Below are 13854 nucleotides of genomic sequence, written 5' to 3'. Positions count from 1 at the left end.
GTAATCTCCTTTTTACTCGGCCAAAGCCGCTTTTATCATAATCGCACACTCAATCCGCTTCTTCTGCATCTCACAGCCGATGTCATAGGCATCGGTGATGGAGCCATGGAACTTGTGGGAATTGGCGGCACAGCCGCCGCTGCAATAGAATCTTGCAAAGCAGTCCCGGCATTTATCCTTGGCATATACGTTGCAGAGCTTGAACTCATCGCGGATCTCGGTGTTGGTTACCCCCGTGTCAACATTTCCCAGCAGGAACTCTTCCTCGCCAACAAACTGATGGCAGGGATATAAGTCTCCCCATGGGGTCACAGCCAGATATTCCGTCCCCGAACCACAGCCCGACAGGCGCTTGGCCACACACGGCCCCTGCTGCAAATCTATCATAAAGTGGAAAAAGTTAAATCCTCTTCCCTCTTTCTTGCGCTTGATATACTCCACCGCCAGCTTGTCGTACTCTTCCATAATCTTCGGCAAGTCTTCCTCCCGGATGGAATACGGCTCCTCCGGAAGCGACACCACCGGCTCGATGGACATCTGCTTGAATCCCAAATCCGCAAAATGCAGGGCGTCCTCCGAGAAATCCAGATTGTTTCTGGTAAATGTTCCTCTCACGTAGTAGTTCATCTGGTTCCGGCTCTCGGCCAGCTTCTGGAACTTGGGTACAATCACGTCGTAGCTGCTCTTCCCGTTGCGGGATGGCCGCATCTTGTCGTTCACCTCCCGGCGTCCGTCCAGACTCAGCACCACGTTGCTCATCTCCCGGTTACAGAACTCCTCCACCTCGTCATTCAGCAAAATGCCGTTGGTGGTCAGTGTAAACCGGAACTTCTTGTTGTTCGGCTCCTCCAGCGAGCGGCCATATTCCACCAGCTGCTTCACCACTTCCCAGTTCATGAGCGGCTCCCCGCCAAAGAAATCCACTTCCAGATTCCGGCGGTTCCCGGAATTGGCCACCAGGAAATCTAAGGCCTTCTTTCCAACCTCAAAACTCATAAGGGCCCGGCGTCCGTGGTACTCTCCCTCTTCCGCAAAGCAGTACTGGCAGGCCAAGTTGCAGTCGTGAGCGATGTGGAGGCACAGCGCCTTCACCACCGTCTCCCGGTTCTTAAAGTCCGTGATATAATTCTGATAAACGTCTTTCGTAAACAGCTGTCCCGCGTCAATCAGCTCCTGGATATCCTCCAGCGCCTCCTGCACATCCGTCCCGCCGTATGTGGCCGTCAGACGTTCTTTCACCTGACCGGCTAAATCCTCCGGCAGTTTCGCCGGCTCCTCCATCTCGGGAAGTTCTGCGTCCAGCAGCTCAATGGCGTCATACACCACGTCCTCCACCACATGGACCGAGCCGCTGTTCACATCCATAACGATGTTGTAGCCATTATTCTTATACTGATGAATCACCTGTTGTTTCTCCTTATCTTTTTACACACATAAGGCAGACAATATAAGTACCCCTACAACCCGGGGGACCGTAGGGGTATTTACTGCCTGCCTCGCAATCTTTAGGAACTGATTATCGGTTGCTGTTTTCACAAGTCTGGTTGCCAACCGTGCAGGATGTCTTGCAGGCTGACTGGCAGGATGTCTGGCACTCGCCGCAGCCGCCCTTCTTCATGGAATCCTTTAATGTGTTGGTATTCAGTGTTTTTACTTTCTTCATGATATCACCCTCCTGATTATATGTAACATACGTGCTTTTTCCGCCCATTATGTCAGTTTTCCTAAGGATTATATCATAGTCTGCCTTCATGTGCAAGTTTTTTAGAACATGGACATATCCTGCCTGCCTTCTGAATATATTAAAGCAAAACAACCATTTAAGAGGTTTTATGGAATCATCCAAACTGAAAGTCATTGTGCGCTCGCTTCTCTTTTCCTACATTCTTTCCGGTATTTTACTGGTGGTCATATCCTTTGCCCTCTATAAACTGCGCTGGAAAGAAAGCCAGGTACAGATGGCCGTCAATGCGGTCTACATTTTTTCCTGCCTGGCGGGCGGGTTCCTCATGGGAAAAGGCTTCCGCCAGAAACGGTTTTTCTGCGGGTTCCTGGCCGGAATCCTGTATTTCGCCGTGCTGTTTTTAGTCTCGCTGTGCTTAAAGCGGGGAATCGCCGCCACGCCGACACAGCTGTTTACCGTCATGGGCATGTGCGTAGCCAGCGGCGTTGTGGGAGGTGTCCTGAGCTGACAGCGGGGGACGCGTCACTCCCATATCACAGACAAGACCCCCGGGGAAGGGAACTTCTTTTCCACTTCTCCGGGGGCCATGTCTTCAAACGGCCGGTTCCGGCCCTTCTGTGATTCGTTTATTTCTTCTATGCTTCTTCCGTCTCCGCCTCTTCCGCCTCACTCTGCGGCAGGAACATCCGGATACTCTCAATCCTGTTTTTGTCCACCTTCTCCACCACCAGGCGGATGCCCTCGCAGGTCACTTCCTCGCCCTCGTCCGGCAGGTGGTCCAAAAGACCAATCACCAGGCCACCGATGGAATCATAATCTTCAGACTCCAGGGACAGTCCCAGCCAGTCGTTTAAGTCGTCCAGCTTGATCGAGCCCTCCACCAGATATTCTCCGGGGTTTACCTCCACCAGGCTTTCCTCCTCTTCCTCGTCGTACTCGTCGCGGATTTCCCCGACGATTTCCTCCAGCATATCCTCCAACGTGATAAGTCCCGCCGTGGAGCCGTACTCATCCAGAACAATCACAATATTGTTAAACGTCTGCCGCATCTCAATCATCAGCTCCGACGTCTTCTTAAACTCATAAGTATACAGCGGCTGGCGCAGGAAATTTCTTATGTTAAAATTTTCACGGTCGTCCAGCAGCAGCAAGTCCTTCATATTGATAATGCCGATGACATTATCCGTGGTATCCTCGTAGACCGGAATCCGGGTATATTTCTCCTCCCGGAAGATATCAATCAGCTCCTGATAGGAGGCGTCCACATTGACAAAAGTCATGTCAATTCTCGGCACCATGATATCTTTCGCCAGCGATTCACCAAAGTCGAATACATTGTTAATCATTTTTCTCTCTTCCGACTCGATGACGCCCTCCTCATGGCTGACCTCCACGATGGTACGGAGCTCATCCTCGGTGATGGCCTCCCTCTTTTTGTTGGGGTCAATCCGAAGCAGGAACAGCACGCCCATGGATAACTGGTTCACCACAAAAATAACCGGTGTCAGCACCACCATCATACCGTAAATAATCTTGGCACAGCGAAGGGACAGTGTTTCCGCAGAAAGCGTAGCCAGTGTCTTCGGTGTAATCTCACCAAACACCAGAATCACAAGAGTCAGAATACCGGTTGCCACGCCTATCATCTTGCTCCCCCACACACTGATCGCCAGCGTTGTGGCTAGTGAAGATGCGTACAGATTCACGACGTTGTTTCCGATTAGAATTGCGCTCAGCATCTTACCCTGGTCCTCAATCACCTTTGTCAAAATAATGGCCCTCGCATCCCCCGCTTCCGCCAGGTTTCTGATACGAATCCGGTTCACCGTTGTAAGAGCTGTCTCCGATGAAGAAAAAAATGCAGATAAAAAAATTAAAATAACTAATGTAAGCAACTGTATGGCGTCACTTGAGTCCAACTATATCACTCCTTCTTTCTACTTGGTTTTCTATTGATTTTAGTAGTGATTGTACATGAATTCCCGCTAATTGTCAATAAAGACATCCGGGCCGGCCCGATTCCAGTTCCTTCCCTCTTTTGGGCATCATCCAAATGCCCCGCATGCATAACGCACGCAGGGCATGTTTTTTCCCGCCATCACAGCCGGTTTTCGGTTTTAACTTAAAATCACGCTCTCATAAGGTCTGAGCCTGTAAACTCCATCCACCAGGTCCTGTTCCCCGTCATAATTACAGAGTACCGTTTCTCCGATTCCCTCCGGCAGCCGCACCTCCTGCTCCTGCTTTCCAAAATTGTTCAGGACCAGCAGCCGCTTTTCATCCCATATTCTCTCATAGGCAATCACCTGCTCTGCATCCGTGTCGTATGGTTCAAAGGTTCCGAAGATTACCACATCCCGGTATTCTTCCCGCTTTCTCAGCTCAATCAGCTTCCGGTAATAGTGGAGAACCGATTTCTCATCCGCTCTCTCTTTCTCCACATTAATCTCTTTATAATTGGGATTGACCTTCAGCCACGTCTGCTCTGCGGCGGAAAAACCAGCCTGGCTGTCATCCTCCCACTGCATGGGCGTCCTGCTGTTGTCCCGGCTTCTCCGGTAAATGGCTTCCCACGCCGCCTTCTCTCCCACACCGGCTTCCATCGCCCTGTGGTACTGGTCGTGGGTGGCCAGATCATCATAGTCGTCCAGGGTGTCCATATGAATATTGGTCATTCCAATCTCCTGTCCCTGGTAGATAAACGGCGTCCCGCGAAGCATCATAAAAAGAGTTCCCAGCATTGTTTTACTGTACCGGTTGATATCGGCTTCCGGAATATATTTATTGATAGAGCGGGGCTGGTCATGGTTTTCCAGATATACGGCCCCCCACCCAATCGCCTGAGTGGCTGTCTGGGAATGGAATAAATTATCCCGGATATCCTTCACCGTCCAGCCGGTGGGAACAAACCATTCCGCCGAATCCGGCACGTCAATGTCCGTATAGCTGAAATCAAAGACCATGGAGAAAAATCCGTCCTTCCCCACAAACTCCTCCAGCCGTTCCTCCGGCACCCCGACTTCCGCCACCGTCATGCTGTTGTGGGGCTTTAAGGTCCGCTCCTTCATCTCCGTCAGAAAGTCCTCAATACCGGGCTGATTCTGAATCCAGGTTCCCGCGTAACACAGGCCGTCAGGTCCATCCGCCGGGTAACGGTCTAAAACCAGATTCTTCTTGATATTCCCGATGGCATCCACCCGGAACCCGCACACGCCTTTGTCCAGCCAGTAGTTCATCATCTGATAGATTTCATCCCTCAGCTTTGGATTATCCCAGTTTAAATCCGGCTGCTTCTTTCCAAACGCATGGAAATAATACCGGTCCGTATCTCCCACCCGCTCCCAGGCGGAACCGCCAAAATAGGACCTAAGATTGTCAGGCGGACAGCCCTCTTTTCCATCCTTAAAGACATAATAGGACGCGTACTCACTGTCCATGTCCGCGATTGCGGCCCGGAACCATGGATGCTCATCTGAGGTATGGTTCACCACCAAATCCATCAGAATCTTCATGCCACGCTTCCCTGCCTCCTCAATCAGCCGGCCCATATCCTCATCCGTCCCGAATGTGGGGTCAATATGATAATAATCGGAAATGTCATAACCGTTATCCGCCATCGGAGAGCAGTACACCGGTGATATCCACAGCACATCCACTCCCAGCCACTGAAGATAATCCAGACGGCTGATAATTCCCGGGATATCTCCTACCCCATCCCCATCCGTATCCTGAAAACTTTTAGGGTAAATCTGATACACAACAACTTCTTTCCACCATTCCTGTTTCATCACTGCTACCTCCTATCCTTTGACTGCTCCGGCCGCAATTCCCTCTATAATGTTTTTCTGCAAAAAGATAAATATCACCAGGATTGGAATCACACAAATCAGCACTGCCGGAAATATCAACTCCCACGGATTGCCATACTGGCCCGAAAGACTCTTTGCGTAATACAGGCTGAGTGTCAGCGTCTTGCTCTTGTTGTTTCCAATAATTAAAAATGGAAGCAGATAATCATTCCATATCCACATGGCGTTGGTGATGATGACCGTGGCCGTAATCGGCTTCACTAACGGGAAGACGATGTGGAAAAACAGCTGAAAGATATTGGCCCCGTCAATCACGGCCGCTTCCTCCAGTGACAGCGGAACGCTCTTAAAAAATCCGTGGTACATAAAGACCGTCATGCTCAGTCCAAATCCGCCGTACATCAAAATCAGGCCAAAGGTATTCTTGAGTCCCAGACGTTCCATCAGACTGACCAGCGGATACATCACGGACTGGAAGGGAATCAGCATGGCCGCCGTAAATACCAGAAACAGCACATTGCTGGCCTTGCTCTTGCTTCTCACCATCATCCAGGCGGTGACCGAGGCCACCAGGACAATCAGCGTGACGGCCACAACCGTGATGAAGATGGTATTTGCCGCCGACTCCAGCAGATGAATCTGGGCCGCCGCATTTTTCAGATAATCAAAATTCCAGGCTGCCGGCAACGACATAGGCGCCGCCACAATTTCCTTCTGGCTCTTAAAGGAATTCACAAACAGAAAATATATGGGAAACAGCGTGTATACGGCTATCAGAGTCAGCACCGCGTATAAACCGAATTTTACTGCATTTTTCTTGCCGTTCATCTATGCCTCAATCTCCTTTCGTTTGGTGATGATAACCTGCACAATCGAAATAACCGCAATCAGCAGGAAGAAGATGACTGCCTGCGCCTGGGCCATACCGTAGTTAGGCGGTGTATTCTCCCTGGTAGAGAGAAGAATCTGCAAGGACAGCATCCTGGTGCCAAAGTTGCCTTCCGTCAGGGCCAGGTTCTCATCCAGCATCTTAAAGCTGCCGGACAGTGTGAGGAAGAACACCACCGTAAACGCCGGCATCAGCATGGGAACCGTAATGCTCTTGAATTTCTGCCAGGCGGAAGCCCCGTCGATGGAAGCCGCCTCATATAAGTCTTCAGGTATATTGTTTAAACCATTAAGATAAATCAGCATCATGTAGCCGGCGGTCTGCCATGTCGCCATCATTGCCATGGCAATCACCGCCTTTTTCGGGTCCTGAAGCATATTGCTCAAAAATGGAATCTGAAGCGGTGAATCCCCGCCAAACAGAATCAGGGAAAACACGTTCTGGAAAATGAAACTCCACACAAAGCCCATAGCCAGGCCGCCCAAAAGGTTGGGGAAGAAATAGATTGTCCGGAACACTCCCTTCCCTTTTCCAATCTTCTTGACCATCATCGCCAGACAAAGGCTGGTGACATTTTTAAATATCACCGCCACCACCGTAAATTTCAGCGTGTAGATGAGGGCCGTCATGAATTTCTGTGAGTGAAATACTTTTATGTAATTCTTAAATCCGACAAGAGCGCCCCACCAGTGCTCGGAGCCCTTGAAATAAGACCCTCTCCATGCCGTAAACGAATAGGCAAGCCCCATGCCAAACGGAATCAGAATGACCACGGTAAACAACAGGATCGCCGGGATTACCAGAATTTTAAACCACTTATTATAATATCTCTCCATTTTCTCTCCCCTTTACCACTCATCCATGCCGGATTTCCAATAATCGATACACTCCTGGGCGATGTCTCTTAACGTCTCCTCCGACCAGTCTTCCGGATTGATAAACAACTGCTCCATCAGATATTTTCCATACATCTCGGTCCCCCATGCGGCAGGAGCCGCGTCAAATGGGTTGGCCAGCAGATTGCCTTTCAGCTTATAATTAATCAACTCGTTTGACAACGGGTTATCCAGCTTTGTGTGTTCGTCCGCATTGAAGGGCACAAATGCAAACCGGTTTATAATAAAATCTGTTCCGGTCTCGGATGTGTTGAGCCACAGCACAAAATCCTCGGCATCCTTACGCTCCTGCTCGGTGGCCTTGGCATTGATGACATAGTACTGTGATACAAATTCCGGAATTGAGCGGTTCATCTGCTTAATATCCAATCCCTCCACCGTGATGTCGCTGTCATCAAAGTTCAGCTTCATGGGAAGCATCATCAAGTTCTCCGCCACGTCCTCGGATATCTTGGCCACGTTGCTGTATATCCAGTTTCCGTTCTTGATAAAGACCGCTTTCCCCTCCGCGAAGGTCTGCACCGCCTGGTCGTAACCGGTGACCGTGGAGTTGATAAACCGGGGTCCCCGCTCTACCGGCCCGTCAGCGCCGGCCGCATAGCGGGTGAGAAAATCAAGTTCCTGTAAGGACTTCACCAACGGCTCCAGCATCTGGTCCGCCTTGGAAGCGTCCGCTCCCCGCACGTCGTAGATATCCTTGTAGACAGCGCTGATGGGGTAATTTCCAAAATGGTTGCCATATGTCCATTTCTCCGCGCCCGCGATGGAGAATACGCCGTTTAAATTCTTCGCAATCCCGCTCTCCCCGCCGGCGGCGGCATAGGGCTTCCCATTCAGGGTAAAGGTCTGGCCCGGTTTCCCCTTGATAAATGCATCCATAGCCACGACCATATTCTGAAACTCCTCATATCCGGCTTCGGCATAATCCTCCTGGAATGTCTGGATATCATCCAGCCCCAGAATGTCCATAATCATCCGCCTGTCAGCGATCAGGCCATAGCCCTCAATATTGTACGGAATTCCATAGTTGCCTTCCCCATCAAACTGCAGCTTGATGGTATCCGGCAACTCCTCGTAAAGTGCCTTTAATTCCGGGTTCATGATTCCATCCACACCTACCGCGAATCCCGCCGACTTCCACTCCTCAAATGCCACCGCATTGGAGGTAAAGACGGTCGGATAATCCCTGGATTTTAATTCCGAGCGCATCGTCTCCGCGCTCTCCGTCGTTCCCACGGTAAAGGTCTTCACCCGTTTACCGGTCTCCGCCTCGTACTCCATTGCCAGCTCATCCAAACTCTCTGCAATCTCGGATTTGCTGTTAAAGAAATAGACGTCATAGTCCTTTGTTTTCTGTCCACACCCTGCAAGCCCCACCGTCATGATGCCAGCCGCTAACATCAGTACTGCCTGTTTTACCCTCATCCCGGTTCTTACTCCTTCCTGTTTGCTCCCCTTAGTTCCCTGTCGCAAATGAAACGTGTTTCATTTCAGTTATTTTTTTGACCCCGGTATGGGGTCTGTTGTTTGAAACATGTTTCATGTCTTATATTTGCATTATACGCTCTAGGTTTTACAAAGTCAATATGTTTTCCTGTTTTTTTCTCTGATTTTCATGTGAATAATGTCTCATCATATAGGAAGTCCCTGTCCCTGGCCATCCGGCATCTTTTTTAAGTTGTCTTTCCCTGCCGGATGCTTACCGGGATTCTCACATCCCGCACCTCAATGGGCTCCTTATCCACCAGCTTCATCATAACCTCCACTACCTTCTCTGAGATCGTCTCGATGGGCTGGACAATCGTCGTCATTTTCTGCGGATTCATATTGACCACATAGGTACCGTCATAGGCCACGACCCGAAACTCCTCCGGTATCTTCCTCCCCAGGGCCTGCGCCGCATTTAAAAATGCCATGGCAGGCATATCAGCGGCCATCACTCCGTCAATCTCCGGATAATTCTCCAAGATCAGTCTGGCAAGTTCAAAATAACCGTCGAAATCAAAGCTGTTCCACCTGATCTCCACTTTTCGGCTGTCAATTCCCTGCTCTTTCAAAACAGCTTCCAGCTCCAGATGCGCCTCATAGGAGATGACACGGCTGGCCGGCTCATCATTGCACAGATGAATCACGTACTTACAGTGATTTTTTATAAACTCTTCAGCAGCCAGGCGGCCTCCCATGCGATGGTCCGAGACCACCACAGGAATCTTCTCGGCAGCATCGTAATCCAGCATAATCATGGGTTTCTGGAAGACTTCATAATCCTCCTTATCCAGATTGCTCACCGCCATAATGACCCCGTCCACAATATTGGATTTTAAGAATTTCAGATATTCCCGCTCCCGCTCCACATCGTCGGAGGTACTGCACAGCATGAGCTTGTATCCCTGCTCGTACAGTTTCCGCTCAATACAGTCGGCAAGGGATGCAAAAAAAGGATGCTTGATGCTTGGCACCAGCATGGCAATAATCCCGGCCTTCCGGCGAAACATCCCCCTGGCCAGCTCATTGGGAATATAGTCCAGCTCCTCCATCGCCTTTTCAATCTTCTGCCTGGTTTCCGGGCTCACGGCAACCGTCCCGTTTAAAACGCGGGAAACCGTGCAGGCGGCCACACCGGCCCGCTTTGCGACTTCTCTGATACTTGCCATACTACATTCACCTTTCTCTGAAATCCCGCACAATCTCCGCCACCAGCAAAAGACCGGCTCCCAGGAAAATGAAGATGTCTCCCAGGTTAAACACCACTTTTTTTAACTTCTTCCACTGGATGGAGAAATAATCTACCACATAACCGCGGTAGAGTCTGTCATAGACGTTGCTGAGGGCGCCGCCCAGGACCATGGCGATGGCCAGTTTGTCAACATGCTGACCCTTCTTTGGGTAAAGCCAGGCGAAAATGCCGCCCACCGCGGATACGACCATGAGAGGCACCATCTTCACCATCTCCGGTTTGCTCCGGAACAGGCCCATGGCAAAACCGTCGTTGTGGCTTTTGTGAAGCACAATTTTCCCGTTTGTTCCCTCAAGGTCCTTGGGGAATGATGTGCTGTCAGTTTCCTCAATGGTGTCCTTGATTCCCAGATCCAGTATCAAGATGATCAGAACAATTCCTATATATAACATAAAACCCGCCTCCTCGCTGGTGGGGCGTCTTCCCGCCCATTCAATCGTTTAGTTTATTTTACAATAGTTATCCTCTTCCGTCTAGTGGGATATTATTCACTTTCCGCATATATTAGTACAAATGCAATCAAGTGAGAATGCCTATGGCCACCTGTACATCCAATGTCGCCGGCGAAGATTACGCCGACTTTATCCATCGGCACAATAATCTGTCTATGGAACAACTTATGGAACAATTTGGCACATCCTGTATTGAATATGTAAACACGGAATACGCCATCATCCATATCCCTCTTCAAACCGCCCAGCCCATCAGCATTGAGCGCGATACTTATGATGCCATTCCCAAGCTTTTCGCACTGCTTGACACCACCAGCATGTCGGCTTCCGGAATTCTGCCTGTGTTCGAACAGCCCACCCTGAACTTAAGAGGCCAGGGCGCCATGATTGGCCTGATTGACACGGGAATCGATTATCAGAATCCCATCTTTCGAAAAGCGGATGGGACCACAAGGATTCTGGGTATCTGGGACCAGAATATCCCGGGACAGCCCTTTTCCCTGCCCGGTCTGCGCAGCGATTTTCAGTTTCTCACCGGAACCGCCTACACGGCCGACCAGATTAACGAAGCCCTCCGCTCTCCGGACCCACTGTCCATCGTTCCCTCCACCGACACCAACGGCCACGGAACCTTCCTGGCCGGCATTGCCGGTGGCGGTCCCACCGCCAACCAGGATTTCATCGGCGCTTCCCCTGAATGCAGCCTTGCCGTGGTCAAATTAAAACCGGCCAAACAGTATCTCCGTGACTTCTTCCTGATTCGGGAGGACGCCATCGCCTATCAGGAAAATGACATCATGACCGCCATCACCTACCTGACCCTGGTAGCCACCCAGTACCAGCTTCCTCTCACCATCTGCATCGGTCTGGGAACCAACCAGGGCAGTCATGACGGCACGGACCCGCTGTCACTGCGCCTGTCCGATTTGGGCCGGAACCTGGGCGTGGCGGCCGTCTGCGCCGCCGGCAATGAGGTGGGGTACCGAAATCATTTTATGGGACATTTCAATCCATCCATGGAATACGAGGAGGTGGAGCTTCGGGCGGCCCCCGGGGAAGCCGGCTTCACCCTGGAACTCTGGGCTACCGCCCCGGAGCTCTATACCGTGGGCTTCGTCTCCCCCACAGGAGAGATCATCCAGCGGATTCCCCAGATTCTTGGCAATGAGACCCTGGTCACCTTCCGCCTGGAGCAGACCGTCATCACCGTCAACTACCGGGCCCAGGTGGGAGTATCCGGCAACCAGCTGATCTTCATGCGCTTTCAGGCGCCGACTCCCGGCATCTGGCGCATCCGGGTCTACAACACCATTTTCCTGAATGGCATCTACCACATCTGGCTGCCCATCCATGGATTTACCTCCGATGACACGGTCTTTTTGCAGGCGGACCCCTACACCACCATCACCGGTCCGGGAAATGCCGCCTTCCCCATCACGGTCAGCACCTACAACCACATGAATGGCAGTCTCTTTATTCACTCCAGCCGGGGCAACACCAGAAACGGGCTTCTGAAACCGGACCTTGCCGCCCCGGGAGTGGATGTGTACGGACCGGGTATCTCCACCGGAACCGCTCCGGCCCCTATGGTCCGCATGACCGGCTCCTCCGTGGCCGCCGCCCATGTGGCGGGCGCCGTGGCCAACTTAATGTCCTGGGGCATGAATCAGGGCGATGACACGGTACTGAACTACCGGAACATCAAGTCCGCCTTAATCCGCGGGGCAAACAGAAATCCAGCCTACACATACCCCAACCGGGAGTGGGGGTACGGTACACTGGATTTATATCAGACCTTTCTGGCTATGCGGGAATAGGGGAGCTTACGCTCCCCCTCTCATCTCGATTAACGGCCCGCCGCTCTTCTCCAGATAAGCTCTGGTGATGATGACGGTACCGATGCAGGAATCCTTCGGTATCTCATACATGATATCCAGCATGAAATCCTCAATGATAGCCCGCAGCGCTCTGGCTCCCGTCTCACGCTTCAGCGCCTCACCGGCTATCCAGTCCAGGGCGTCATCCTCAAACACCAGCTTCACCTCATCCAAGGCCAGCAGCTTGATATACTGCTTTAAGATGGCGTTCTTCGGTTTCTTTAATATCTCCACCATCAACTCCTGGGTCAGTTTCCGGAAGGTGACGGTGATGGGCAGACGTCCCAGGAACTCGGGAATCATGCCAAAGGTCCGCAAATCCTGGTTTGTCACATAAGTAAGGATATCGGATTCCTCCTCATACCTGTCTTTCAAATCCGCGTTAAATCCGATGGAGGATTTTTTGAGCAGGCGCTCCTTGATAATCTTCTCCAAATCCGGGAAGGCGCCGCCGCAGATAAACAGGATATTGTCCGTGTTGACGGTGGTCATAGGTGTCAGGGCGTTCTTCTGGTTGGAGCCCACCGGCACCTCCACCTGGCTGCCCTCCAAAAGTTTTAAAAGTTCCTGCTGCACCGACTCCCCGCTGACATCCCGGGTGTTGGTGTCCTTCTTCTTGGCTATCTTGTCAATCTCGTCAATAAAGATGATACCACGCTCCGCCTTCTCCACATCATTGTCCGCCGCGGCCAGAAGTTTGGATACCACGCTCTCGATATCATCGCCGATATAGCCGGCCTCCGTCAGGGACGTGGCGTCCGCAATCGCCAGCGGCACATCCAGAAGTCTTGCCAGGGTCTTCACCAGGAAGGTCTTGCCGCTTCCTGTCGGACCAATCATCAGAATATTGGACTTCTCAATCCGGACGTCGTCGTCATCCTCCTGCTTCTTCTCATTCATCAGGGAGAATACCCGTTTATAATGATTGTAAACCGCCACGGAGATGACCTTCTTGGCCTGTTCCTGCCCAATCACATACTCATCTAACTGTGCCTTAATCTTGTGGGGGGCCGGGATATCCCTGATATCAAAGGCCGGATTCTTATCCTCCGCCGATTTCTTCTTCACCTTCTGTTTCTTCGGAATGGCCATCTCCGGCGTGTTCAAATTGCTGAAATCACTGAAGTTCAGATTCATATAAGGCATATTCTGAATCTGGGAGAAATCCATCCCGCTCTTTGTCACCGAGTCAAATGCCTTCTGCATGCAGTCATGGCACAGGCACATCCCCCCTGGCATCTCTATCATAGCCCCCGCCTTGCTCTCCGGCCGGCGGCACACATAACAGATTTTCTCATAATCATCATCGGAGCTGTCGTCCGTCTCCGCGGCCGCCGTCTCCTTCAGAGCTTCTTTCCCGCTCTCTTTATCTTTCTCTTTATCATCAAACTGCTCGAAATCTTCCACTTTGCATCTCCTTCATGAGGTTTCGGTTAATGTTCCTGTTAATTCTTATAGGGTGATTATATCGGATTTCCGCCAAACCCACAACCCCGATGTCCCATACTTT

At 51.3% G+C, this 13854-nt stretch carries 12 protein-coding genes; 2 read left to right on the top strand and 10 right to left on the bottom strand.

The window, feature by feature from the left end:
• Positions 1 to 12: 12 nt before the first annotated feature.
• Together scfB and scfA are read right to left on the bottom strand one after the other, a co-directional pair.
• Entirely contained in the window at positions 13 to 1404 is a 1392-nt protein-coding gene (scfB, locus tag HMPREF9473_RS04190; RefSeq protein WP_006778821.1) for a thioether cross-link-forming SCIFF peptide maturase, read from the bottom strand.
• Between the two features lie 112 nt (positions 1405 to 1516).
• Positions 1517 to 1663: a six-cysteine ranthipeptide SCIFF gene (scfA, locus tag HMPREF9473_RS04185; RefSeq protein ID WP_006778820.1), complete on the bottom strand. Its 147-nt coding sequence runs from the start codon at positions 1661 to 1663 to the stop codon at positions 1517 to 1519.
• A gap of 169 nt (positions 1664 to 1832) precedes the next feature.
• Here scfA and HMPREF9473_RS04180 point away from each other — a divergent pair, with 169 nt between their 5' ends.
• Complete coding sequence (locus tag HMPREF9473_RS04180) at positions 1833 to 2192, top strand: TIGR04086 family membrane protein (RefSeq protein ID WP_006778819.1); 360 nt, start codon at positions 1833 to 1835, stop codon at positions 2190 to 2192.
• Between the two features lie 127 nt (positions 2193 to 2319).
• Here the strand turns inward: HMPREF9473_RS04180 and HMPREF9473_RS04175 are convergent, their stop codons facing one another.
• The 7 genes from HMPREF9473_RS04175 to lspA all read right to left on the bottom strand — a co-directional run bounded on the left by HMPREF9473_RS04175 (position 2320) and on the right by lspA (position 10407).
• Positions 2320 to 3603 (bottom strand): HlyC/CorC family transporter, encoded by a 1284-nt coding sequence (locus HMPREF9473_RS04175; protein ID WP_006778818.1) that lies wholly within the window; start codon positions 3601 to 3603, stop codon positions 2320 to 2322.
• A 198-nt stretch (positions 3604 to 3801) separates the two neighbouring features.
• Positions 3802 to 5472, bottom strand: coding sequence for a glycoside hydrolase family 13 protein (locus HMPREF9473_RS04170; protein WP_006778817.1), 1671 nt, complete (start codon positions 5470 to 5472; stop codon positions 3802 to 3804).
• A 12-nt stretch (positions 5473 to 5484) separates the two neighbouring features.
• Positions 5485 to 6321, bottom strand: a complete 837-nt coding sequence (locus HMPREF9473_RS04165; protein WP_006778816.1) for a carbohydrate ABC transporter permease — start codon at positions 6319 to 6321, stop codon at positions 5485 to 5487.
• Entirely contained in the window at positions 6322 to 7218 is an 897-nt protein-coding gene (locus tag HMPREF9473_RS04160) for a carbohydrate ABC transporter permease (protein WP_006778815.1), read from the bottom strand.
• Positions 7219 to 7230: 12 nt separating this feature from the next.
• Positions 7231 to 8703 carry an extracellular solute-binding protein gene (locus HMPREF9473_RS04155; protein ID WP_006778814.1) on the bottom strand — a complete coding sequence of 491 codons (1473 nt, stop codon included), beginning with the start codon at positions 8701 to 8703 and terminating at the stop codon, positions 7231 to 7233.
• Between the two features lie 248 nt (positions 8704 to 8951).
• Complete coding sequence (locus HMPREF9473_RS04150) at positions 8952 to 9932, bottom strand: LacI family DNA-binding transcriptional regulator (RefSeq protein ID WP_006778813.1); 981 nt, start codon at positions 9930 to 9932, stop codon at positions 8952 to 8954.
• 7 nt (positions 9933 to 9939) lie between these two features.
• Positions 9940 to 10407 carry a signal peptidase II gene (gene lspA / locus HMPREF9473_RS04145; protein WP_006778812.1) on the bottom strand — a complete coding sequence of 156 codons (468 nt, stop codon included), beginning with the start codon at positions 10405 to 10407 and terminating at the stop codon, positions 9940 to 9942.
• A gap of 143 nt (positions 10408 to 10550) precedes the next feature.
• Between lspA and HMPREF9473_RS04140 the strand changes: the two genes are divergently transcribed.
• Positions 10551 to 12284 (top strand): S8 family peptidase, encoded by a 1734-nt coding sequence (locus tag HMPREF9473_RS04140; RefSeq protein ID WP_006778811.1) that lies wholly within the window; start codon positions 10551 to 10553, stop codon positions 12282 to 12284.
• Between the two features lie 6 nt (positions 12285 to 12290).
• On the opposite strand, the gene clpX is transcribed toward HMPREF9473_RS04140, so the two are convergent.
• The gene (clpX, locus tag HMPREF9473_RS04135; protein ID WP_006778810.1) at positions 12291 to 13751 is read right to left on the bottom strand and encodes an ATP-dependent Clp protease ATP-binding subunit ClpX; all 1461 of its coding nucleotides are present in this window, start codon (positions 13749 to 13751) and stop codon (positions 12291 to 12293) included.
• Between the last annotated feature and the right edge of the window lie 103 nt (positions 13752 to 13854).

Source organism: Hungatella hathewayi WAL-18680, from assembly GCF_000235505.1.
Taxonomy (GTDB): domain Bacteria; phylum Bacillota; class Clostridia; order Lachnospirales; family Lachnospiraceae; genus Hungatella_A; species Hungatella_A hathewayi_A.
Note: the sequence above shows the minus strand (reverse complement) of the source record. Positions and strands in the feature narration are given on the sequence as shown.

Excerpts from the sequence above, each read along its gene's own strand:
- scfA (WP_006778820.1), bottom strand. The coding sequence starts at position 1,663 with ATGAAGAAAGTAAAAACACTGAATACCAACACATTAAAGGATTCCATG.
- HMPREF9473_RS04180 (WP_006778819.1), top strand. The coding sequence starts at position 1,833 with ATGGAATCATCCAAACTGAAAGTCATTGTGCGCTCGCTTCTCTTTTCC.
- HMPREF9473_RS04170 (WP_006778817.1), bottom strand. The coding sequence starts at position 5,472 with ATGAAACAGGAATGGTGGAAAGAAGTTGTTGTGTATCAGATTTACCCT.
- HMPREF9473_RS04165 (WP_006778816.1), bottom strand. The coding sequence starts at position 6,321 with ATGAACGGCAAGAAAAATGCAGTAAAATTCGGTTTATACGCGGTGCTG.
- HMPREF9473_RS04160 (WP_006778815.1), bottom strand. The coding sequence starts at position 7,218 with ATGGAGAGATATTATAATAAGTGGTTTAAAATTCTGGTAATCCCGGCG.
- HMPREF9473_RS04155 (WP_006778814.1), bottom strand. The coding sequence starts at position 8,703 with ATGAGGGTAAAACAGGCAGTACTGATGTTAGCGGCTGGCATCATGACG.
- HMPREF9473_RS04150 (WP_006778813.1), bottom strand. The coding sequence starts at position 9,932 with ATGGCAAGTATCAGAGAAGTCGCAAAGCGGGCCGGTGTGGCCGCCTGC.
- lspA (WP_006778812.1), bottom strand. The coding sequence starts at position 10,407 with ATGTTATATATAGGAATTGTTCTGATCATCTTGATACTGGATCTGGGA.
- HMPREF9473_RS04140 (WP_006778811.1), top strand. The coding sequence starts at position 10,551 with ATGGCCACCTGTACATCCAATGTCGCCGGCGAAGATTACGCCGACTTT.